24 protein-coding genes and 1 pseudogene are annotated in these 24031 nt (G+C 34.9%); 8 read left to right on the top strand and 17 right to left on the bottom strand.

Features of this window, described 5'->3' with window-relative positions:
- Window positions 1-116 precede the first annotated feature (116 nt).
- Window positions 117-572, top strand: a complete 456-nt coding sequence (locus AC5YDH_RS12255; protein ID WP_496119898.1) for a hypothetical protein — start codon at window positions 117-119, stop codon at window positions 570-572.
- Between the two features lie 82 nt (window positions 573-654).
- On the opposite strand, the gene AC5YDH_RS12260 is transcribed toward AC5YDH_RS12255, so the two are convergent.
- Entirely contained in the window at window positions 655-2118 is a 1464-nt protein-coding gene (locus AC5YDH_RS12260) for a phospholipase D family protein (protein WP_496119900.1), read from the bottom strand.
- Window positions 2119-2231: 113 nt separating this feature from the next.
- Complete coding sequence (gene znuD / locus AC5YDH_RS12265) at window positions 2232-4319, bottom strand: zinc piracy TonB-dependent receptor ZnuD (protein WP_496119902.1); 2088 nt, start codon at window positions 4317-4319, stop codon at window positions 2232-2234.
- 133 nt (window positions 4320-4452) lie between these two features.
- Between znuD and AC5YDH_RS12270 the strand changes: the two genes are divergently transcribed.
- From AC5YDH_RS12270 to AC5YDH_RS12285, 4 genes are all read left to right on the top strand, one after another.
- Window positions 4453-5214, top strand: a complete 762-nt coding sequence (locus AC5YDH_RS12270) for a DUF4184 family protein (protein WP_496119904.1) — start codon at window positions 4453-4455, stop codon at window positions 5212-5214.
- 167 nt (window positions 5215-5381) lie between these two features.
- The gene (gene aspS / locus AC5YDH_RS12275) at window positions 5382-7166 is read left to right on the top strand and encodes an aspartate--tRNA ligase (RefSeq protein ID WP_496119906.1); all 1785 of its coding nucleotides are present in this window, start codon (window positions 5382-5384) and stop codon (window positions 7164-7166) included.
- A 116-nt stretch (window positions 7167-7282) separates the two neighbouring features.
- Window positions 7283-7501: a hypothetical protein gene (locus AC5YDH_RS12280; protein ID WP_496119908.1), complete on the top strand. Its 219-nt coding sequence runs from the start codon at window positions 7283-7285 to the stop codon at window positions 7499-7501.
- Between the two features lie 7 nt (window positions 7502-7508).
- The gene (locus AC5YDH_RS12285) at window positions 7509-8354 is read left to right on the top strand and encodes a lysophospholipid acyltransferase family protein (RefSeq protein ID WP_496119910.1); all 846 of its coding nucleotides are present in this window, start codon (window positions 7509-7511) and stop codon (window positions 8352-8354) included.
- Between the two features lie 2 nt (window positions 8355-8356).
- Here AC5YDH_RS12285 and AC5YDH_RS12290 read toward each other — a convergent pair whose 3' ends face one another.
- The 12 genes and pseudogenes from AC5YDH_RS12290 to AC5YDH_RS12345 form a co-directional block, all read right to left on the bottom strand.
- Window positions 8357-9136 (bottom strand): capsular polysaccharide synthesis protein, encoded by a 780-nt coding sequence (locus AC5YDH_RS12290; RefSeq protein WP_496119912.1) that lies wholly within the window; start codon window positions 9134-9136, stop codon window positions 8357-8359.
- Window positions 9137-9185: 49 nt separating this feature from the next.
- Window positions 9186-9503, bottom strand: coding sequence for a hypothetical protein (locus AC5YDH_RS12295; protein WP_496119914.1), 318 nt, complete (start codon window positions 9501-9503; stop codon window positions 9186-9188).
- Window positions 9500-9817, bottom strand: a pseudogene (locus tag AC5YDH_RS12300) (glycosyltransferase family 25 protein); the annotation flags it as partial. The gene AC5YDH_RS12295 and the pseudogene AC5YDH_RS12300, both read right to left, overlap by 4 nt.
- A 97-nt stretch (window positions 9818-9914) precedes the next feature.
- Complete coding sequence (locus tag AC5YDH_RS12305; RefSeq protein ID WP_496119916.1) at window positions 9915-10682, bottom strand: glycosyltransferase family 25 protein; 768 nt, start codon at window positions 10680-10682, stop codon at window positions 9915-9917.
- The gene (locus AC5YDH_RS12310; protein WP_496119918.1) at window positions 10679-11446 is read right to left on the bottom strand and encodes a glycosyltransferase family 25 protein; all 768 of its coding nucleotides are present in this window, start codon (window positions 11444-11446) and stop codon (window positions 10679-10681) included. The genes AC5YDH_RS12305 and AC5YDH_RS12310 overlap by 4 nt, the downstream gene beginning before the upstream one ends.
- 21 nt (window positions 11447-11467) lie before the next feature.
- Complete coding sequence (locus AC5YDH_RS12315) at window positions 11468-12151, bottom strand: glycosyltransferase family 32 protein (protein ID WP_496119920.1); 684 nt, start codon at window positions 12149-12151, stop codon at window positions 11468-11470.
- Window positions 12152-12202: 51 nt separating this feature from the next.
- A complete protein-coding gene (locus tag AC5YDH_RS12320; protein ID WP_496119922.1) occupies window positions 12203-13009 on the bottom strand; it encodes a glycosyltransferase family 25 protein in 807 nt (268 codons plus the stop codon).
- Window positions 13010-13016: 7 nt separating this feature from the next.
- Window positions 13017-13772 carry a glycosyltransferase family 25 protein gene (locus AC5YDH_RS12325; RefSeq protein WP_496119924.1) on the bottom strand — a complete coding sequence of 252 codons (756 nt, stop codon included), beginning with the start codon at window positions 13770-13772 and terminating at the stop codon, window positions 13017-13019.
- Between the two features lie 21 nt (window positions 13773-13793).
- Window positions 13794-14564, bottom strand: a complete 771-nt coding sequence (locus AC5YDH_RS12330) for a glycosyltransferase (RefSeq protein WP_496119938.1) — start codon at window positions 14562-14564, stop codon at window positions 13794-13796.
- Window positions 14565-14720: 156 nt separating this feature from the next.
- The gene (locus AC5YDH_RS12335; protein WP_496119926.1) at window positions 14721-15647 is read right to left on the bottom strand and encodes a branched-chain amino acid transaminase; all 927 of its coding nucleotides are present in this window, start codon (window positions 15645-15647) and stop codon (window positions 14721-14723) included.
- Window positions 15648-15665: 18 nt separating this feature from the next.
- A complete protein-coding gene (gene glnE / locus AC5YDH_RS12340; RefSeq protein WP_496119928.1) occupies window positions 15666-18425 on the bottom strand; it encodes a bifunctional [glutamate--ammonia ligase]-adenylyl-L-tyrosine phosphorylase/[glutamate--ammonia-ligase] adenylyltransferase in 2760 nt (919 codons plus the stop codon).
- A gap of 98 nt (window positions 18426-18523) precedes the next feature.
- Window positions 18524-19759, bottom strand: a complete 1236-nt coding sequence (locus AC5YDH_RS12345) for a sensor histidine kinase (protein ID WP_496119930.1) — start codon at window positions 19757-19759, stop codon at window positions 18524-18526.
- A 383-nt stretch (window positions 19760-20142) separates the two neighbouring features.
- Here AC5YDH_RS12345 and AC5YDH_RS12350 point away from each other — a divergent pair, with 383 nt between their 5' ends.
- The 3 genes from AC5YDH_RS12350 to AC5YDH_RS12360 are packed head-to-tail and all read left to right on the top strand — an operon-like array spanning window position 20143 to window position 22454.
- Window positions 20143-20400, top strand: a complete 258-nt coding sequence (locus AC5YDH_RS12350) for a FimD/PapC C-terminal domain-containing protein (RefSeq protein ID WP_496119932.1) — start codon at window positions 20143-20145, stop codon at window positions 20398-20400.
- A gap of 3 nt (window positions 20401-20403) precedes the next feature.
- Window positions 20404-21720, top strand: a complete 1317-nt coding sequence (locus AC5YDH_RS12355; RefSeq protein ID WP_496119934.1) for a fimbrial protein — start codon at window positions 20404-20406, stop codon at window positions 21718-21720.
- The gene (locus tag AC5YDH_RS12360) at window positions 21717-22454 is read left to right on the top strand and encodes a fimbrial biogenesis chaperone (RefSeq protein ID WP_496119935.1); all 738 of its coding nucleotides are present in this window, start codon (window positions 21717-21719) and stop codon (window positions 22452-22454) included. Before AC5YDH_RS12355 ends, AC5YDH_RS12360 begins: the two co-directional genes overlap by 4 nt.
- A 2-nt stretch (window positions 22455-22456) precedes the next feature.
- Here AC5YDH_RS12360 and AC5YDH_RS12365 read toward each other — a convergent pair whose 3' ends face one another.
- Genes AC5YDH_RS12365 through AC5YDH_RS12375 form a run of 3 tightly spaced genes read right to left on the bottom strand, consistent with a single transcriptional unit; the run spans window position 22457 to window position 23977 of the window.
- Window positions 22457-22642 carry a helix-turn-helix domain-containing protein gene (locus tag AC5YDH_RS12365; RefSeq protein ID WP_496119939.1) on the bottom strand — a complete coding sequence of 62 codons (186 nt, stop codon included), beginning with the start codon at window positions 22640-22642 and terminating at the stop codon, window positions 22457-22459.
- Between the two features lie 15 nt (window positions 22643-22657).
- A complete protein-coding gene (locus AC5YDH_RS12370; protein ID WP_496119936.1) occupies window positions 22658-23005 on the bottom strand; it encodes a hypothetical protein in 348 nt (115 codons plus the stop codon).
- 39 nt (window positions 23006-23044) lie between these two features.
- Entirely contained in the window at window positions 23045-23977 is a 933-nt protein-coding gene (locus AC5YDH_RS12375) for an IS5 family transposase (protein WP_496116183.1), read from the bottom strand.
- Between the last annotated feature and the right edge of the window lie 54 nt (window positions 23978-24031).

Here is a 24031-nt window from a genome sequence, read left to right on the forward strand (position 1 = left end):
CCAACTATTACATATTTTTTGTAATTCACCATCTACTTAACTTTTATACCAACCTTCAACCATAGAACGAAATAAGTTATGTTAAAATTATTTTATTTCTACTGGATCAAATCTCTGTGTCCGATTTAAGTTTTGACCGTTTATATGAATTCTTCTGCAAAGTACCAAGTGTTCAAAAAGCTTTCATCGACTCTTATGGCTCCGATGGAAAGCACAGTTGGTGGTTTAAATTCCAAATTAACATTGAGCACAAACTTGCCTGGCAAACTGTACAAGAACTGGGTCATGTGCTGAATTATATTTCTAAAAATGAACGTCTTCCAACGCAGTTTTTACCAGTATCTCCACCACCATATATGAATGGTGATGCCAAACAATTTCTATGTTGGGTGATTCAATGTAATCATCCAGATTTTAGCCCAGATATTGTTTGTGATTGGTTAGAAGCTCGTTTACCCAAACCAATTGAAGATGAAGCTCAATGGAAAATTAAAACAGATCTTCACGAACTAGATAAAATGACCGATAAAGATTTGGATACAATTATACCGCCAAATCCTGAGTCTAAATAATAAGATCAATCTCCCTAAGTCCCTCTTTTTAAAGAGGGACTTCCTCCCTTTTTAAAGGGAGGTCAGATGGGATTACATCATTTTAGAACGTAGACCAACCACTCCATTCCATAAAGCGATAAACGCCATATTTAAATTTAGATTCATCGGCATATTTTTCATATTCGACACTCATATTACGACCATCTAAATTTGACCATGCTGTATTAAAATAAGCTTGGGCATCTTTAAAAACGGGAGTTTGTGTTGAACCAATAACACGTAAATCGGTTTCTAAATTATAATTTTTCAAATTACGTGCTGTGAAATTTGCAGAACCTAAAATCAATTCTGTTTGTTGAGCATTCGATTTAATTAACATTTTACTGTGACACTGCTCACCTTGCGTATTACACCAACGTACATTGACACCTGCATTATTCAGCTCCGATGCCACTTGTCGATTTGGTATGCCATTTTTTTCATGACCAAAAGCATCTTTATTCGGATCTAATAATACTTGAACTGCTACTCCTCGCTCTTTTGCCGAAATTAAGGCTTTTATAATTTGACGCTCCGACAAATAGAACATCGCTAAATCAATATTGTCATTCTTTTTCGCAGATTCAATTGTATTTAAAGCTGCATCCAAAATCGCTTTCTCTGTGAGAACTTGAACCTGTGGCAAGTTACGATCACTATCAAAGTCACCAACGACAAGCCCTGAAACATCGCCTTTAGACATCGTAATAACGACCTGCTCAGTCTTCAATATATCTGTTGCTGTATTTCCATCAACCAACAACGCAACATTGGAATGTCGAGAACTGCCATCATGTGGATTCATGGATGCAACTAATGTTTTCCAACCATCTTTCGTATCCACTGTAATGGTTTTACGATGATTCGCTTTAAAGTTAAGTAAGTTTAAATAACTTCTTAATGTAATTTTTTCATCACCAAATGGATTGGGTAACCAACCTTTTTCAGCATTGTTTCCTAACCCTTGACAACAGATATACCATAAACCTGACCATGCAGGATTTGATGCACGTAAAGGGGCTAAATCTGTTTCAATAACATCTACTCCGCCTTGGCGTAATTGTCGATAATGATTAGGCAATGTTCCACCATAAACAGAGTTGATTGGATCTGTAATAAATTTAATTTCAATGTTTGGATTAAACAGTTTTTTATTAATAAGCGCATTTGTTAATTGTTGAGTTAAATCCTGATGCTTTTCTTTAGAAGCTCCCACATCTTGATTAAACAAAAACATATCAATCACAATTGTTGTTTGCGCATCATCAATTAATTTTAAAATTTCTTTAAATATTTTTTGATCTTGCTGTTGTTTACCTTGCTCATCAATATACGTTTGGTCAGCTAAAAATTGAACATTGGCATGACGTAATTTACCTGTAAAGTTTAAACCTTCAGGTAAAGGTTTGTAGGTATGATAAATTGCCGAACTTAAATATGTTAAAGCCAATAAACCAACGACAAGCCCAACATATTGTTTGATAGACCAGTTTAATTTTTGATGAATTTTTTTAAAGATACGCATAAGAAAAAACCTAACCCAATATGCTCAGGCTAGGTTTTATTCTTTGTTTTTTCAAGCAGTTTTATGTTTTATCGCAATTTACTCTCTTAAATTTTGATAAAACATATCCTTTCTTAAAAACTGAAGTCCAAACCAATCGTAAAGTTACGACCTACTTGCGGAATATTCGATAAAAATGATGCGTGTTGATATACATCTTCATCTAATAAGTTATTCGCTTTAAAGTAAACTCGGTAGTCTGTATCTTGTGCATATTTTCCTGCATAAGATACACCTAGATTCACCATGTTATAACCACTCGTGTCTTGCTCAAATGCTGCAATACGGTCTTGTTTAAACACGTGCGAATATTCTGCTAAACCTGCCCAACCGTCTGCAAAATCTACATCAACTTTTGTTCCGACACGACCCGCAGGAACACGTGGCGCATTTTTACCATCAATTTTTCCACGAACAGTATCACCAAATAAGCTCACTTTATACATGTCGTTAATTGCATAGCCCACTTGCGCTTCTGCACCATAAAAACGTGCTTTATCTTGCGTATAGTCAACTAAACGGAAGTTCTCGAAACGATCAGTCGTTGCTGCATAAATGTAGTTGTCATACCAGTTGTGATAAACATTTACACGATAATCCAAAGGACCATTTTCATAACGCAAACCAAGCTCTAAGTTATTTGATTTTTCAACACTTAAATTTTCATTACCACGTTCATAAGTGTTGGTTGCAAGATGTTTTCCATCTGCATATAACTCTTGAGCAAGCGGTAAACGCTGCTGATGTGAACCTACTAAAGAGAATGTATAGTTTGGAGCAAAATTCCAATTTACAGCAGCAGAGCCAGAATAGGCTTGATCGTTATAATTCTTTTTATTTGAATCAATATCAATCGTTTGATGATCTACACGTGCACCTAATTCAAAATGAAAGTCATTGACTTGTTTATGTTCTAAAGCAAATAGACTCCATTTCTGAGTTTTAGTTGGTGCTAAAATTGATTCCTCACCCGTAATATCGAGTTTTTGTTTATTGTACTGTGTACCGAATACACCTTCCCAACCCGCAACTAGGTTATGAACCAATTCTAAACGAGCATCATAGCCTTTACTTTTGAAGGTTGTTGCGATTTCATTTCCTTCAATTTCATTATGTTTATAATCTGTATAACTTACATGCGCGCGTAATTTTGAGAACCCTGCAAATGGATTTTCTAATTCTGAACGGAAATCATAACGCTCAGTTTTTAAGTCTACCCAAGGACCTGCTTCATGCTCGTAATGATCATGCCCACCACCATGACCATGATTATGACCAGGCACATTATTATGTCCCGCATTGTTATTACCATCACAATGTAAATGATCATCATGAGGATGACATGATTCATATTCATGGCTATGACCTGGTAAACCATATTGGTCTTGGCGATTACTATATGAAATACCTGTAAACCCACGATCATGAATCCACGATAAGCCCACGTTTACCGTTTCACCATTTGCAAAAGTATTGTTTACACGACGTTCTTTTTCCAATTCACCATCATGGTCATGATAATAATTTGGTGCAATATACGAGTTTGCATCACGCTTTAAACCTTCCACATGTAATGCAATTTGGTCTGTTAAACCAACAGTTACACCACCACTTGCAAGCTTTTCGTCACTGCCTGAGTTGTAACGTAAACCTACCTGCCCTTCATAGCCATTTTCAGGCATTTGCGTTGGAATTTTGCCATCTGTAACATTAACCAAACCACCAACAGCACCTGCCGAATAAAGCAATGTGGAAGGTCCACGAATTACTTCAACTTGTTTTGCCAGAATAGGATCTACCGTTACCGCATGATCGGGCGATAAAGTTGAAACATCTGCTGTTTCAGAAGCATGTTGTAAAACTTTTACACGCGGGCCATCTTGACCACGAATTACAGGTCGACTTGAACCTGAACCATATTGATTTGAATAAACACCAAGTTGTCCTTCTAAGGCATCACCTATTGTTGGTGCGCCTGTTGATAGTGCTTTTTGCCCAATAACATTATCTGCTGCAGCAAAATCTACCGCAGACTGAGTTAACGGATGTGCTGTAGATTTAATCGTTTCTAATTGTTCTGTTTTTTTAACTTCTTCTGCAAAAGCTACAGGAGTTAACGCCGTTAAAATTGATAGCGTCAATAAATTTTTATGAAATGACATGTCTAAAACTCAGGTTAGCTCATTTTTGATTTTGTTATATTATAACATTACTTATTTTATGCAAGATATTTGTGCATTTCTTACAATTCAATTAGTCTTCTCCACATCCTGCATCTTTTTTGAAATATGAATTATGCCTTTTACGCTTGCTCATACAGTAATTGCATCACCTATTTCAAAACTCACAAAAAGTAAACTTCCTATTGCTGCACTTGCTATTGGTAGCATGGCACCAGATTTATTTCGGCTTTTTTCCAATTCAAATGGCTTAGAATCGCATACTTGGACAGCACTTTTTTATCCAAACTTATTTTTAGGTTTAGCATTTTGCTGTCTTTGGTATGGCTTATTTCGCCCAACTTTATATTCATGTTTATCACTAAAAGATGACCTTAATATTTCAAACTTTTTATATGCTTTAAATTTTTGGGGATTCATCTGCATTTCTTTAACCATTGCTAATGCAACACATATTATTTGGGATGGTTTTACACATTTAGATTCAAGGACTTTAATTTCTTTTCCAATTTTTGAATCTTCAATATCTATATTTAATCGACAATATTCTTATGCTTTTATATTCCAAATATTATCTTCAATTTTACCTTTACCCTTTATTGTATGGATGATTAGTCGATATTATAAAAAACATCATCTATCTAATTTAAAAAGAAAAAATCATCTTCATTTTTTATATCTTTGCTTTTTTATTTCTTTTTGCATTGGCATGATTGGACTGTTTTTTTATGCCCTAAATATTCAACATGAAAGTTGGATAAATCATCAATATTATTTTGTAGGCAGAATGCTGAATAAGTTTAGCCTGAGCTTTCTGCTTTCGTTTAGTTTTTGTTGTGTTATTTATCGATACATTTTTTCTAAGAAGATGGATTAATTTCTAATTTTTAACAGCAAGATTCAATATTTCGAAGCAAAGCAACAGACTTTTGCTATGAGTTGTTGTGACAAAATGTCCAAAAAGAGGCATAATTCAATATTCGAAAGCGGTGCGCTGTTTACGCATTCGCTCGCCTTAAACCATATAGTTGGATTGTTTACGCTATGATGCGAACTCATTACTGCGGTTCTTTAACCGAAGCTCAAATTGACCAAACCGTTACATTATGCGGTTGGGTACATCGTCGCCGTGACCACGGTGGTGTGATTTTCCTAGACATGCGTGACCGTGATGGTGTTGTGCAAGTGGTTATCGATCCAGATACCCCTGAAGCTTTTGCAACTGCTGATAAGGCTCGTTCAGAATTCGTATTAAAAATTACAGGCCGCGTACGTCGTCGTTACGAAGGCACTGAAAATGCAAATATCGTAAGTGGTCAAATTGAAGTATTAGGCAAAGACATTGAAGTTCTTGCTGCTTCTGAAACTCCGCCATTCCCTTTGAATGACGAAAATACAAATATTTCTGAAGAAGTACGTTTGAAATATCGTTTCCTTGATATTCGTCGTCCTGAAATGTTAGATCGTTTACGTTTCCGTTCTAAGCTTACAAACCTTATTCGTAACTATTTCGAAGACAATGGTTTCTTAGATGTTGAAACTCCGATCTTAACTCGTGCGACTCCTGAAGGCGCGCGTGACTATTTAGTTCCAAGTCGTGTTTCTAACGGTAGCTTCTACGCGCTTCCACAATCTCCACAGCTTTTCAAACAGTTGTTGATGGTTGGCGGTATTGATCGTTACTACCAAATTGCTAAATGTTTCCGTGATGAAGACTTACGTGCTGACCGTCAGCCTGAATTCACACAAATCGACGTTGAAACATCGTTCATGAGTGACGATGACATCATGGATTTAATGGAAACTTTAACAGTTAAGATGTTCAAAGAACTTCTAAATGTTGAATTCGACAAATTCCCACGCATGACTTATGCAGATGCAATGCGTGACTATGCGTCTGACAAACCAGATATGCGTATTCCTTTGAAATTGGTTGACGTTGCAGACATGATGCAAGACGTTGAGTTCAAAGTATTTGCAGGCCCTGCTAAAGATCCTAAAGGCCGTATCGTTGCACTTCGCGTTCCAGGTGCAGGCGCTTTACCACGTAGCCAAATTGACGAATATACTAAATTCGTTGGTATCTACGGTGCGAAAGGTTTGGCTTACATTAAAGTTAACGAACTTGAAAAAGGCATTGAAGGTCTTCAATCTCCAATCGTTAAATTCATCGAGCCAATCGTGCTTGATCTATTAAAACGTGTTGGCGCTGAAAATGGCGATATCGTATTCTTTGGTGCAGATAAAGCTAAAGTTGTAAACGATGCAATGGGCGCTTTACGTATTAAAGTTGGTCACGACATGAACATGGCAACATGTGAGTGGGCACCACTTTGGGTTGTTGACTTCCCAATGTTCGAAGAAACTGATGATGGCAAATGGACTTCTGTTCACCATCCATTTACGCTTCCTAAATCTACTGTTGAAGAAGTTAAGAATAACCCAGGTGCAGCATTGTCTGTTGCTTATGACATGGTATTAAATGGTACTGAAATCGGTGGTGGTTCACTTCGTATCTTCAACCTTGAAATGCAAAAAGCAATCTTTGAAGCTTTAGGTATTGGTGAAGAAGAAGCAGAAGAGAAATTCAGCTTCTTATTAAATGCATTGAAATTCGGTGCACCTCCTCACGGTGGTTTGGCATTCGGTCTTGACCGTTTAGTAATGTTGATGACTGGTGCATCTTCAATTCGTGACGTGATTGCATTCCCGAAAACTAAAACTGCGGAATGTCCTTTAACTCAAGCGCCTGCGCCAGTTGAAGCGAATCAATTGCGTGACCTTGGTATTCGTTTACGCGAAAAACCAAAAACTGAAGAAACTAAATAATTTATTTATAAAGTAAAAAAAGCCCTGCAATTGCAGGGCTTTTTTTGTTGCATTGAGTCCACGTAATAACAGTGGCATAATAGACACCACTTTCCACTTAGTTGTGAATATCTCCTATGGCTATGCGTCCTGAAGTTCGTCGTCGTGCAATTGTTTTAATTATTTTTGCTGTTGTACAGTGGCTATTCATGCGTTATATCGTAGATAACCAACTATTCAATTTAACAACATATGACCGTATTGTATTTTTCTCTTTAAGTAGTATTGGCGGCGCATTTGTTATTTTTGTTGGGCTTATTTATATGGTTTTGAAAGGGAATTCAGAGAAGGAATAAAATATAAATGTATTTATTTCTCACCCTTTTTTCAAAATTACCAATAAAGCTCATTCAACAATTTGCGAAAAAAATTGGTATCTTACTTTATAAGTTTAACTCATCTGCAAGAAAGACAACACGAAATAATATTGATATCGCTTTACCTCATTTAAATGAAGCAGATAAAGAAGCATTAGTACTTGCTAGCTTAAAAAGCCAATGTATGACTTATTCCGAATCTATTAAAATTTGGGGATCTAATACTCAATTTTCGCTTAATCAAATTAAAAATGTATATGGTTTTGATATTTTTTTAGAAGCTTTACAAAATCCGAACGGCACACTTGCAGCAGTCCCTCACTTCGGTACTTGGGAAATCATGAATGCATGGGTGAACCAACACACCCCACCTTTTATTATGTATAAGCCAGATAAAAACGAAGAGCTTAATAGATTTGTTTTAAAAGCAAGACAACGCTTAAATGCAACTTTAGTACCTACAGATGAGTCTGGTGTTAGAGCTTTATTTAAACATCTAAAACAAGGTGGTTTTTCTGCAATACTCCCTGATCATGTACCTAAAGAAAGTGGAGGCATTTACTCACCATTCTTTAATGTGAATACCTTAACATCTACGTTATTTTCTAAACTTGCTACGAAAACTCAATGTTCTGTTATTGGCATGTATTGTTTACGTCGTGAAAATTTAGATGGTTTTGATATTTATATAAATGAACTCTCTAACGAGATTTTATCAAAAGATATTCAGGTTTCAGTTGATACTCTCAATAAAGAAATAGAGCAAATGATCTTATCTGCTCCTGAACAATACTTATGGGGTTATAAACGGTTTAGGAAAAGTATAAATTAAGATCATCGGTAATCCGTTAAAACTGGTCTCAGACTATCATTAATAATCAACTTATCATTATATATTAAACATAATGGATGAAAAATTTGCCCAAGGATTGAAGTCCAAGGAAAAGGATATCCTTCATTATCCCCCATGATATTTCCTGGATTTTTTTTCAAGACATCAAAATGCTCATCCAAGCGCAAATGCAGCTCCTGGTACCACAGTTGTGCTAAAGGTGATTTCGGCTTAAAAATATAACTACAATTACCTATTACTAATTGATAGTTTTTTTTCAAATCCTTATTAATTTTTTTTGCAGCTTTTTTATCGAAAAAACTTCTTACATAACCAATGTCTTCTTTTCTAGTCTCAGAATAACCCATTGCAAATTTCTCATGACACTTATTTAATTCTTCAAACAATGTTAACCAACTATTATAATTTGCTTTAATATCTGTATAACCACCACCATGATGATACATAAAATAGCAACGTAAATAGTCTGAACGATGAACTAAGGACAAATATTCATATGCTGGGTGTAATGGAAAATCTTGGAGAATATAATCTTTTAAATTTAAAGGAGTAATTAATTTAACTTCCACACCAGAATGTTTTTGTAAAATTTCTAGTGACCTCTTCCTATTTTCTGATAAATGATTTTCACCAGTCCAAAAGCAATAAATAACTTCTTGAGCACAAGATAAATTTAACTTACCGTCTATTTTCATATCCAAAAAGCGTAAACCATAAAATTTTTCAATAAAATTTTGCTTACATAAAAAAAAACTAAACATTTTACCTACCAGCTTTATCAAATCTTATTCTATAAAAAAAATTGAGTTTTTAATAAAACTCTATAAGCTTCCTTTTAATCTTAAAAAAAAGCTTTTTGACTTTTTCCTTACAAACCAACCTCCTCGATCGTTCTGATTGCAATTGACTAGGCAAAACCCCTGAATCAATCCTGTCCATCTGCATAACAATAGCAGGTATCATTTGATAAACTTTAATGTATTGATTAGCTATAGTTTTATTGAATAGCAACTCATCAATAGTTTCAAACCGCTTATGGTCTCTAACTAAATTTAATAATTTTTTGGCACCATCTAAAGAAACAATATATCCTGCTGTACCTAAATATCTCTGCTTTAACTCCCTCACACATCATAGTTTTTATTATTTACCCTATTAAAGAAGGACATTAAAACAGAATTCTCAAATTTTTCTAATTTAATAAGATCTAACCTTTCCGGAATCCAATAAAAATTCTTTAATAATTTATGTGCATTAACCGATAACACCACATCATATTCATAAATAGTAATATATTTCAATTTATTTTCCATGCAATATATCCATAATGCAATATAGCTTAGAACACATGCCCCTTTTCCATCTGTTAACTTAGTCTCGTCAAAAGATATTTCAAATTTAGCTATTATTTGATTTAAATTAGATATATCCACAGCATCAAAAAAAGAAAAGGAATTGCTCGTGAATTAAACTCTTCTTCAATATGCTTTCATCTCTTTTCAGCCTATTTTAAACTAATAACAAAATTCAAAATATTCTCTACTTAAAATATAATTTAACCTTATAAGGAAATTCCAACATTTTAATACCAAATCTTTTAAATTCTCTTTCAATTTTTTTCAAAAAACTTAATCTGATTTTGTTCTTATTACGCCATTGTAAAGTTGTTTGAAATTTTTGATTATTTGGAAATAAAATACAATCTTGTACACAAATAACCGGATTTATTTGATAAATATTTAAATCACCTTCTCTTCTAAACCAATCAAATATCATCTGATCTATATGATCCTTTCTTTCTTGTTTTCTTATAAAAGCTATTAATTCAACCAATCCTTTTTTAGAAAGAATATAACCACCAGCTCCCATATGAGCATTTTTTAAAATACCTAATGTAAACTTTTTATTTTTATATAAATGTGCAGTTTTATTTTTTAATAATACATTTTCAGTCGTTTTTTCTATTTTTAAAAAATCAACATTTATCCAATCTACTTCATTTAAGAATAAGCCTGCGTTTTCACTTAAATATATATCATCTTCAAAGACTGCTACATACTCTAAATTATCTTCAATAGCCTTAGTCCAAATAGAGAAATGACTCATAAAACAAGACTTTTCATTATCGGTTAAGTTTGAATTATCTAAAGATATATTTAAATTAACTTCTGTATTTTTTAGGGTATTAGGCTCTATTGCATCGAAAAAACTAAAAAATACTTTTTTAGAAAAAAATTCATTTTTAATATGTTCTCTTCTATCGGTAGCACTAACCAAACTAATAACATAACTATGAATTAAGCTCATTTAAACTTACTCTCTATAGCAACAAATTTAAACTTTAATTGAATCAAAATACGTAAGAGCTCATTTTTTATCTTTCCCAAACCTTTTTTCTTAAATGCCATCATTCGCTGTTTTCTTTCTGAAGTTAAATCACTCGGTAGACTTTGCTTGCGATCAGGATATAAATTCATTTCTTGAATACATATGGCTGGCATTAATTGATAAATCGGCATTACCTTTAAATTCAAAAACATTTCAAACATCATTTCATCTAACGGAATTAAGGAATTTCCTTTAACAAAATCAAAGTAAGCTTGAGCTGCTTTCTTTGAAAGAAGATACCCAGCAGTACCTAAATTTTTATATTGCAAAGGTGCAATAAATCTATCCGTACAGTTGATCTCCAACTTTTCTCCTACAATAATTTTTGAAGAAAATGCCTCTAATTTTAAAATATCTACATCTTTAGCAATCCAACCACTTGAATTTAATATTAAATTAGAGTTCTCTCCCAAGTACACATCATCTTCAAAAATTGCCATATAAGGAATATTTTCATCTAACATTTTTTTCCACAATGCTACATGACTCATAAAACAAGCTAGCTCACCAACTGATAAACGGTTTTTCTCATAATTTAACCCTAAATCTTTAGCCAATATTTCAGCTTTATCAGGAGTTAAAGCATCAAAAAAATTAAAAATTACATTCCTTTTTAAAAACTCACTTTCTATATGTTCTCTACGTTTAGTCGCCTTTTGTAAACTAATGACATAATTTTTCATAGGTTATACCTAGTTGAGTTTTTAACTAATTCTTGAGTATTTAAAGAAGCGCTTTTTAAAACTGATCACAAATTTTTGCCATCGTGAAAATGACCAAGTTCCATGCCAATGATGAATAGCATATGTATCATTTGTAATATCGCAATACATTAACTGTTTTACTTTCTGGCTTTTTTCATACGGGTTATATGGATAAAATGTTACAGCGGGAAAAACTGTCAGCAATTCTGGTTTTTTACCATAAACTTCCATCATCACATTTGGCAATGTTTTAAAAATAATAGGCTTCATTTCATCATAATATTTTAGAACTTCACTAAAAAAACTAGCTTGAATCACTCCTCCTATCACAGCACCATTAATATAAGTACCTTTATGATGTTCTGATGCAACAAATACATTAAGTTCCAATAAAGGCTCAAAATTACGAATAACCTCTACATCCGTATCTAAGTAAACCCCTCCATATGTAAATAATGCATGCATACGAACATAATCTGCAGCGAATGCATACATTTTCTGCTGTAATGCATAATCTAGATATGGAATACCTGTAGGTATATTTGTCTCATCCCATTTCATAATTTGCCAATCTGGGAAATATGTTTCCCAAGTAGCCATACACTTTTTCATTAAGGGTGAGTATTCACCTTGACCAAACCAACAAAAATGAAGAATTTTCGGAATTTTTTCACAAACGCTCAAAATAATATCCTTTGATATGGAATAACGTAATAGGTTATTTCCTTTAACGACTTATTTAAAATTAAACTTAGTTACATCCACATATATTTCTCTTTTTTTTGCAAAAGGGAATATGAATAATTGACGTATCCCCAATCTCAATTGAGCCGCAATACGATTAACCTTAAACTTAATTTTTTCTATAAAAGTCAAATTATAATCTACTGAGTTTTTTACAGCTCCAATTACAGATCCTGTATCAATATCTGTCTTAACACCATATTTTTCACATTTATCACTTTGCAATAATGCAGCAGGCTCAATTTGAAATGCTTTAAGCCTATAACAACTATGAATAAACTCATCAGATAAGCCTATTGGACGTTTACTCATCAACTCTAAAAGAATTTTAGCACCCGATGGATATAGGACATATCCTCCTGTTCCGCTACGATCAACATATATTTCAAAAAGATTATATTGATTATTCGCTACTGAATATGCCGATTTTTTGGCTACCATTTTTTTACGACCATGCACTTCTAAATTTACATAATCAATATCAGTTAACCTATCAAGATCATTTATTATATTTTTAAAATTTTCAACTAAAACAGCATCATCTTCTAAAACAATACATGGCTCATTGTGCTCAACAATATAATCCCAGGCTTTTTTGTGACTTAAAAAACATGCTAATTCAGATTGCTTCATTGGGCGCTGACCATTAAATGCCATTCGCTTATAGTCATCTTCAGAAAAATCATGAATTGTGACAGCTGGTAAACGTTCGAATTCCAAGCCTAATTCATTAAATTGATTTCTTTGCTGCTCTAAACGATCAGTCGATTTATCCAAATTAATTAATAAAATTTTCATAAATTATTCAATTTTTATAAGCTTTGAAGTACAAATATTTCATCGCATTGATTTTATTTTGCCAAAGTCGTTTTTGCTTTGGAACAAATCGATCAACTCGTAAACTATCTTTCTTCAATGCTATTGTATTTGCGTCAATATCGCTATCAACACCACTTGGACGTACTATCGCAGGATATATAGATAATCCCAAACCTGTTTTACATGCCCAAGATTGAATCTCTACATCAATAGGTGTATAAATTTCTTTCATTTGCGATAAAAATGACTTAGCACCTTCTTTTGTCCAGACTAAGCCAAGTGCCAAAATTGGGAAATAGTACGCATGTAAAAGTGAATGCTGAGCAAAATCTACAATAGGTTTAGAAAGCTTCCTTTTATTAGCAGCAACATTAATGACTGCCCAATTTACGGTATTTGTTTCCAAATATTGAAAAGTCGAAGCTAGAGTTTCATTAAAATCATCAACAATATCTAAATCATCTTCTAAAATTAATGCATATTCGTGCTCTGATGAAACGAATGTTTTCAAAGCCTTTTTATGACTTAAATAGCATCCAATTTCAGCACCAATTAAATCTCGACCTGTGTATAAATTAGAACGAACTGAGTTATATCCATCAAATGTTTTAACATCTAATTTTCGCCCATCAACAGCTGAAATACGTTCAAACTCAATATTATGCTTTTTTAACTCAGCTGAAGCTTTGGCTAAACGACCTACACTTGAATCTAAATTAATTAAATAAACACCTAATTTCATTGTTTAATTCCAATTAGACCATTATTGCCAAGCATCTTTAATCCACTGCGAAGGTAGTACGTAACGATACCACTTACCACCACCACCATTAATTGCATCGGGTGGATTAATCTCACCATGAAAAATAATGATTTTAACACCCTCAGGTTTTACTGGTGGCTTAAAGAATGCCATTGGAATTTTTTGTAGGCAGTGATATTTATAACTTTTACACCAGCTATCTGGCCAATATGTTTGCTTACCCTCTTTATCCACGTACCAAGATAAATAAGCTTGTTCATTGCGGAATTTTTGACGAATATCATCAAAGTTTTCACGGAAATATGGTAATAAACCAGGAAATGCACCAAGCTTAAAGCGATATACAGAGCTATTTCCTGTAATACGCCAAGGACGTTTCCAATCATGGATAATAAGGAAGTCACCAGGATAAGTAAAAAATTCATCCATATTATCGACAATAACAACATCTAAGTCTAAAAATAAAGCATTCCCTTTTAAACCGTATAAATCTGGCTCAAAAGTTGATAGTTTATTCCAACCACGTTCAGGACTACCTTCAGGCAATGCAAGTGGAGGTATAGGGAAGCATTGAACTTCAGGATTAATCCCTTCTGTTCGGTCTGTCAAACACACCATTTTAAAATCAACAGTCGTGTGACGTTTTACCATATTATATAAACGATTGACGTATTCAGAACCGTATTTAGTTCCCCACTTCATGCACAACACAATGTTTTGATTGTACTGTTCTGATGTAGCTAAAACATCATCATTTTCAGGCAAAGACATGCTTTCTATATCCATCCAAATATTCAGAAACATCATATCATAGTCTTTTCACGATTTTATTTTTGAAATAAGAAAAGCCTGTATCACATACGTTTCTGCATTCTTATAAACACAAAAAAAGGACTCAATTGAGCCCTTTTTTACTTCTGTTTAAACTTATTTTACGTAAGTTAACCAGTGAGCATATTTAGGATCTTTACCTTGAACCGCATCGAAATATGCTTTTTGGATTTGTGTTGTGATTGGTCCACGTACACCTTCACCAATTTGACGATCATCATATTCACGAATTGGAGTAACTTCAGCAGCAGTACCTGTGAAGAATGCCTCATCAGCAATATAGAATTCATCACGCGTAATACGACGCTCAATAACTTCATAACCTAAGTCTTTTGCAATAGTGATAATCGTTTGACGAGTAATACCGTCTAACGCACCACCAGCAATATCAGGCGTATGAATCACACCATCACGCACTAAGAATACGTTTTCGCCTGAACCTTGGCATACATAACCTTGTGGATCAAGAAGCATTGCTTCATCATAACCAGAATGAGCCACTTCTTGATGAGCAAGAATAGATAATGTGTAGTTACCAGAAGCCTTTGCCTTACACATTGTCACGTTAGGGTGATGATGCGTGAAAGATGAAGTCTTAACACGAATACCCTTCGCCATTGCTTCTTCACCAAGGTAAGCACCCCAGCTCCACGCTGCTACAACTGCATGAATTGTATTATCAGTTGCAGCAATACCTAACTTTTCTGAACCAATAAAAATAATTGGACGTAAATAGCAAGATGCTAATTTATTCTCACGAACAACATCGATTTGCGCTTGTTCTAATGCAGCATGATCAAATGGAACATTCATTTGATAAATTTTTGCTGAGTTCAATAAACGCTTAGTGTGTTCTTTTAAACGGAAAATAGCCGTTCCATTCGGAGTTTCATAGGCACGGACACCTTCAAACACACCCATGCTGTAATGCAATGTATGTGTTAATACGTGAGTTTTTGCCTCACGCCAGTCAACCAATTGTCCATCTTGCCAAATAAAACCATCACGATCAGCCAAATTCATGACACACACTCCAAATTTTTATACACAGTCATTTTTATCCAAAGCCATATTTGCTGTTGGATCTATTAATCTTTGCCACAGTTTGCAAACGACCTTACGGGTATCAAGCCAGTCCGCAGCATTTACTTGCATGGATTGATTTGCAAGGGCTAAACGGTGACTCTCGGCGCGTTCACTTAAGTAAGCTTGAATCAATGCTGTCGCATCGTCACTGGATAAGTAACTTGTTTTTGCGGCATCCTCAAGGATTCGTACGTTGTCGGAGTAATGGGCGAGATCTGGATTCGACCCACTCCATGCCAATACTGCATACTGTGCCATAAATTCAATATCAACGATACCACCCGCATCCTGTTTTAAATGAAAAATTCCATCTTTTTTCTGATCAGCAGATGATCCAAGATGATCTTTCATTTTTTCCCGCATTTTCAAAACTTCAGCACGAACATTCTCTTCATTTCGTACACGAGTCAAAATATCACAGCGTAATAATTCAAATTTTTCTCGTAAACTCGATTCACCTGCAATTGTACGGGCGCGTACCAATGCCTGATGCTCCCAAACCCATGCACTTTTATTTTGGTATTGTTCAAATGCTTTTAAGCTTGTCACAAGAAGACCTGCCTCACCCGATGGACGTAAGCGAGTATCAACTTCATAAACTCGACCATCTAAAGTTTGTGTGGTCATAAGCGACATAAACTTTTGTGCAACCCGCATGGCAAATTCAAAGCCACTAATTTGCTTTTGACCATCTGTATCGGCTTGCTCATCCATATAATGAATAAAGACTAAATCTAAGTCGGAGCCATAACCCAGCTCAATTCCGCCTACTTTTCCATAACCAATCACAGCAAATGCAAGTTGATCTAAAGAACAACGCTGCCCATCTAAACATAATGGATAACCATGTTTTTTCGCTGTAATTTGATAAGCCAAATGTAAGGCTGCATTGACTGAAACTTCTGCGATATCAGTTAAGGCATCAGATACTTTCATTAAAGGACTTTCAGCAAGTACATCACTTGCTGCAACAGTCAGTACATTCGACTTTTTAAATAAACGTAGCACACGCATTTGATCTTCAACTTGATCAATTTCAATGCGCAATAATTGCTGTCGTAAAGAATCTTCTAAATCCTTACGTTTTGGCAACTCAAAATCCATCGATAAAAACTCATCGAGAAGTACAGGGTAATGCGTAAGTTCTTCGCAAATCCAAGGACTTACTGTTGCCATTTTTACCAATCGTTGCAGCGCACCTTTACTTTCTATAAGCATCACCAAATACACCGTACGGCGCATAACAGACTCAACCAAAGGCATCAAACGAACCAAAGCAATTTGCGGCTTATCTGATTGTAAAATAGCCTCTATAAGATGTGGCCAAAATGTTTTTAAACGCTGTACCGCTTTTGCAGGTAGTTTTTTAAGTGCGTGCCCATGCCAAAACTCATGGACTAAATTTTTCGCACTATCATCTAAAACTTCATCTAATTGTTTTTCAATTTGAGAAAAACTATCTACTAGTGGATCTGCTTCTTTTTCTTTAATTAAATGTTCAAATTGATAAATTACCTTTTCACGCTTTTTATTCAGAACTTCAAGAAATGCCTCCCAAGATGCATAACCCAACGTTTCAATCATTCGATTGCGTTGATCTGGTTCTGTCGGCAAAGACTGAGTTTGTTGATCATCTAAAGCTTGAATTGCATGTTCAACACGCCGTAAGAATAAATATGCATCCTCAAGCTCTTCAACAACTCTAGGCTCAAGTAAACCCACCTCACCTAAATGATGTAAGCTGACTAAACATTGACGGTCTTGTAGTTCAAGTTTTGATCCACCATAAATAAGCTGAAAAACTTGCACAATAAATTCGACTTCGCGAATACCACCAGCACCCAACTTAATATCATCTTCAATATTACGACGCTGAACTTCTCGCTCAATCATCGCTTTCATTTCACGCATAGCTTCAAAAGCAGTGTAATCGACATACTTTCTGAACACGAATGGTCGTGTCATCGCAAGTAATTCATCACCATCTTTTCCGCCAGTTACAACACGAGCCTTAATCCAAGCATAACGCTCCCACTCACGACCATGTTGACTTAAATATTTCTCTAAAGCAGCGTGACTAATTGCTAATGCTGAGCCATCACCCCATGGGCGTAACCGCATATCTACTCGGAATACAAAACCATCTGCCGTAATATGATCGAGCAAATAAATTAATTTCTGCCCCCATAAAATACAAAACTGTTGAGCATCAATACACTTACGACCATTGGTTTCACCTTGCTCATCAAAAGCAAATATAAGATCTATATCACTCGATAAATTCAGTTCTTGCGCACCATGCTTCCCCATTGCAATCACAATAAGATCTTGTACTTTCCCACCATAACCAATGGGTTCACCATGTTTTGCAACCAGTGCTGTTCGAGCAAAATTTTTCGCCACACACACAGCTAAATCGGCAAAGTCAGATAATTCTTGAGTTAATTGTTTTACATTAGTCAATTGATTTGCATCTTGCCAAATCCAGCGAAACATTAAGCGAGCACGTAAAATACGAAGTTCACGCATCCACTGATTTTCATCTGTGATGTCATTTAATGTGTCATCGACAATTTTTGTAATCTGTGCGCGACTTAAAGGCTTTAAAAATTCATCTGAAATATAATCTTTTTCTATTCGTTCTTTATGCTTTTCTAAAACAAGCTCAGCATACTGACTTGCGCGTAATGTTTTATGCAATTGTTCCGAGTTCATTCCCAAACCTAAAGCCTTATATTTTTCTTAGTTATAGCAGTACTTGTAGTAAATTTGGAAAATAATTAATTAGAAATTTGTCTTTATTATTTTAATTTTTATGCCGCTAAAACCGTATTTTTATTTTTGGGTAAAGATACTTTAAATGTTGTTCCAACACCTTCTTTAGACGACACAGAAATTGCCCCATGATTTAGATCTACAAAACGCTTACACAGTACCAAACCTAAACCCATTCCCTTTTCACCAGAAGTACCACGAATACTGACCATCAGGTTAGGGTTAAACAAATTATCCATTTGTTTTGCGTTCATTCCAAGCCCAATATCTTTAACATAAATATGAACATATTGTTCATCTTCATCTGCACTAATAATTACTTTACCTCGACCATCTGTATAACTAAACTTTAAAGCATTCGATACTAAGTTTTGGATAACTGAAGTCACCATATTAATATCTGCATATACTTTTAAATGCGGCGATACCTGACTAATAATTTCAATATTTTTCGTTGCTGCTAAACTTGCTAAAACATTTTGTACAATGCTTGTTAATTGCGTTAAATCAAAACAAATTGGGTGATAAACAAAACGACCTCCTTCTGCCATTGCCCAATGTAACAAGCTTTCTAATAAGTTATAGGTAGACTGAGATGTTTCAAATAAATATTCTGCAATATCCCGAATACCCTGTTCATCTAAAGTTTCTTGCTCATGTGCTAACACATCTGAAAAGCCCATTAACCCATGAAATGGTGCTCTTAAATCATGTGCAATAATTTGAAAAAATTTAGTTTTACTGGCATTCAATGCAGACTGTTGTTCACATATTTCTTTTAATTCTGCATTCTCAAGACGCAACTTAATAATATTCACTAGGCTTTGTACGAACTCTAAAACAACTTCTAATTGTTTATTATCAATCAAATCTGTTCGTTCATCATATAAAACCACATGACCTATAGATCTGCCTTCATGCTTTAAACTCATCGTTACAAAGCGCTTGTGTTCCACGCCCCGTTCCAGAATATAGTCTGATACTTTTTCATAGTTAGGATGATTTACATCTATATAAGCATGGTCTAAAAAAAAGTACTCATACTCTTCATGTGGCTGTGCCAAAAATGCATGACAACGACCTTCTGACTCAAGCCATCCATAAGGCTCATCTTTAAAAACAAGAATACCGCAGTCCATTTGCAACATACCGCATGCAAATTTCAAAAATTTAACAATTTGATTTTCTTGAGACAAAATACCTAATAGTAAAGATAAACGGCATGCACCAAGCTGTTCTGTTTCTTCGCCTACGTCTAATAATTCTAATTTCATTTAGGTCTCATTGTTGTTATCTTTAGCTTGCTAAAGCTTTTAAATACAAAATATTACATAAAACATAATTTTTCCACTATTTTCTCAACAAACCATTAAATAAATCATAATTAAACCAATAAATTATGTAATTTCATCTTTTAAATATCGATTTTTCAAATGTAACTCAACCCTTAAAAATAATAACCTTTGTCTATAATTCCAATGTGATCTAAAAATAATTTACTTCACTTAATTTTAGTAAAAAAACGAATAACTTAGAAATATTTTCAACTTACAACACTAAAAGCTTTGCATATTCGCAAAATGCTAGTTTTTTGTTCAAAATAGACAATAAATGAATAAAAAATACACTGATAATACATCTGTACTCAGGATATGCAATGCTCATCCAAAGTCAATTGGCAAGCGGTGAAGCAATTCCATTAGGTTCAGACATTCAAAATATGGATGGAGAAAACATTGGAATGGCAGGACAAAATGGTCAAATTTACTTAAGAGCTAGCGAAGTTTCAGGAAAAGTGTCTGTTATTTGGGGGAGTGACTCTCTCGATCGTTGCATCATTAATTATGAAATTCCACAGGATCAAATAGGCAAGCCACTTGTTCGCCTAAATGAAATTTGCAAAATTGAGAACTAGATCATGAAAATATTTTTTAAAGTTTTCCTAGTCGTAGCAGCACTTATCATCATGAATACATCACATGCTCGCTGTACTCGTACTGGAAGTCTTAACGCTGCAGATAGTTATGCAACACCCATTGAATTTGGTAACTCAAATTTAGACTCTGCCTATTTACAACCTGTCGGAAGTGTTCTAGCTCATACTGTCGTGCAACCTTGGCATCGATCGCTTACAGCATCATCTGTCATCTGGACTTGCGATGCTGCTGACTTACCCAACATCTACTTCCTTGTTGCAACCAATGGAGATGAACCTTTTGGCGGACACGTTGACATTGGTACAGCAGATGGTCTAAACGGTGTATATGCAACTTGGTGGCAATATATTGGACTTAAACAATCTATGGATGGCGTTGTATTCTCACGTTATTGGAAACGATTAGACATCAAAAACTATGCTGTTGCAGCAAATGGTCAAATTCAAATTCGTCTTATGGATATTCCGCCACTTGAAGCTACTTTATACAAAGTAAGCTCACTACCCTCTTTTAGTCGTGGATCATTTTGTCATAAAAATATGATTTCGGATGGTACATATAAAAGTGGTACTAAAGTTGGCACAACTCTAAAAATTTCATGTAACCAACCAAGTGCATACATTCAACTTGGTGGAAACAGTAATGTAAGCTTCCCATGGACACCAGATAAAGAGGGGGCAGACTCAAATACAAGCTACCACTTTTTCTCCGCCTATGGCATCGCTTATGGCTTAAATACGAGTTCTTCAAATTTATCACGTGCTCAATCATGTGTAGCTCGAAATGCAACACCTACTGTTAACTTCCCTGCTATTGCAGCCACACAATTAAGAGCTGGCGCAACATCTGAAGCTAATTTTAATGTTGAAGTAGAATGTAGTAATACGGCAAATTCTGGTACTGCTAGTAATCAAGTTGCTATTGGCTTTCAGCCATCTTCTGCAGCATACGCCAATGCTCAAAAGCTCAACTTAATTAATGCAAATGGATCTAGTGAATATCTAATTTCAGATGATTACACCAACCCGCAATCTGCAAAAGGTGTAGGAGTTAAAATCCAAAATAGTAGCACTGGCACAAATATGCTATTTTTAAATCAATATGCAATTAGTGGTGGTGGAGCATCTGCTGGGTGGTACCCTGTTTTAGAAGGAAATTCTGGTCCTTCAGGCTCCCAACAAGCAGGATACACTTCCTATTTACAACAATATCGTGCAATTTTAACGAAAATACCTACGCTTGATCCAATGCCAGGTAAAGTTAAAGCAACGGCTACTGTGGTTGTGAAAGTACAGTGAAAAAAATATTTAAAAATATACCGCTATTCCTATGTGCTTTTTTTAGTATAAATATAAGCTATGCGGGAATTTTGGCATCATCTACACGTGTGGTTTATTCTCAAACCGACACAGAAAAAAGCTTAATGCTAGTGAATACCAACGAGTATCCTGTGCTTACACAAGTCTGGATTGATAATGGGCAAATGGACTCTGAATTCCAAGACACTCCATTTGCTGTCTTGCCAGGTGTTTTTAAATTATCCCCTAGAGAAACCAAGGGTATTCGTATCATTTATAACGGGATGCCATTGGCTTCCGATCGTGAATCACTTTACTGGCTAAATTTATATGAAATTCCTGCCATAAAGAAAGATAACTTAGCTCAAGAATATTTAAATTTAGCTATGAATACGCAGATGAAGATTTTTTATCGACCTAAAAATCTTCCATCTTTTACGCTTAATGAATTACAAAAGAAAATCCAATATGAACTCATTTCATCGGATCATAAGGTTGAATTAAAGCTTAAAAACCCAACCCCCTACTATCTAAATTTTGCCAATATCAAAATTTCGAATGCTCAATTTAATTCAGACATTCAACATCAAGACGATAATATTTTACCGCCTTTTTCTGAAAAAACTTATTCGTTAACCAATCCTAATTTCCAAAAAAAATCACCCGATCTTTTGGAGTACACGCTCATTGATGATACAGGGAAATCATATCCTTATAGCTATCAATTCAAGTGAGTTTAATTATCTAGATTGAAATCATTTTCAGTCAATTTTTCAATATTTAAGTCACGCCAGCGCATTGGACTATAACCCGTCCAATTTTTAAATACACGATTAAAAGACGTTTGCTCTTGATATTCCAACAAACTCGCAATTTCTACAATAGTTATATCTGGATTTAATAAATATTGTTTTGCTAATATTAAACGAGCCTTATTTTACAGGTCTTTAAAGCGCACACCATGCTCTTTCAAAGTCATTTGTAAAACACGTGTACTCATATTTAAATATCCAGCAACAACACTAATTTGCGGCTCTTGAGCATTAATTGATTTAATAATAGCTTGATGTACATTTTCTAAAAACTTTGTATGTTTAGGCATGTTATTAAACATTTGATCTGCTGGTTTTTTTAGAATGTGCAGTAACATTGGGTCTTCCGTACTCAAGTCGGCATCAAAAACATTCACGGGTATTTGAAATAATGTCCGTTCAGTATCAAAACTCACAGGGCAATTAAAGTATTTTTCATATAACTTCGTGTTTTTGGGTTGGCTTTGTTGCATAAAGGCTTGAAAGGCTGAGCTCCCCTAGGTGAGCCAAATTTAAGAGACAACTTGGGTATGAGGACGACCTAATTCTGTGAATTTATTCAAGACTGCCATGCGTGCGTGGATCTCATTCACCTGACTAGGAAAACTCCTTGCTGTTAATTTATCGCCTAATAATTTGATGCAATGCATCTTCGTTTCAACCAAACTCCGACGGTGATAACCAGACCACTTTTTCCAAAGCGATCTACCTAGACGTTTGACTGTCTTTAATAACTCGTTCCGCTCGATAGACCTCGCTTGCTGATCTTTCCAAGGCTTTGCATTTTTCCTCGGTGGAATGATCGCATGTGCATCTCGATCTAAAATGACTTGTCGGCAATGCTTTGTGTCATAAGCACCATCTGTATAAACAGAATCAATTTTCTCATCCAAGGGAATTTGAGAAAGTAAATCTTCAAGTACTTGAGAATCACCAACATCATTTGTAGTGAGCTGTACAGCACGTATTTGAAGAGTTTTAGCATCTATAGCAATATGCAGCTTACGCCATTGACGACGATATTCAGCCCCATGTTTCTTGCATTTCCATTCACCTTCACCTAGAAACTTCAAACCAGTAGAGTCTACGAGTAGATGCAGACCATCACTACTTTTTTCATAGCTAATCGCAATATCAATATGTTTTTGTCTTCTGCAAAGCGTAGTGTAATCCGGCGCTGTCCAATCTAATCCAGAGAGTTTAATCAGACTTTGAACAAAACCTGTGACCATACGTAAAGAGAGTCGAAATAGAGATTTGATCATTAAGCAGCATTGAATCGCTGTATCGGAGTAGGTCTGATTTCGACCTTGCTTGCCTTGTGATTGTGCATACCACTGGGTCTTTGGATCAAACCAAATGGAAATATTACCCCGGTTGATTAAGGCTCGATTATAGGATGACCAATTGGTTGTACGATAGATTTTAGGGGCAGGTTTATTCATTTTGAAATTATATTGCTGAATAAGCCTTCCATGCTAGGTTTGTGCAACAAAGCC

The sequence above is a fragment of the Acinetobacter sp. FY683 genome, from assembly GCF_059515885.1.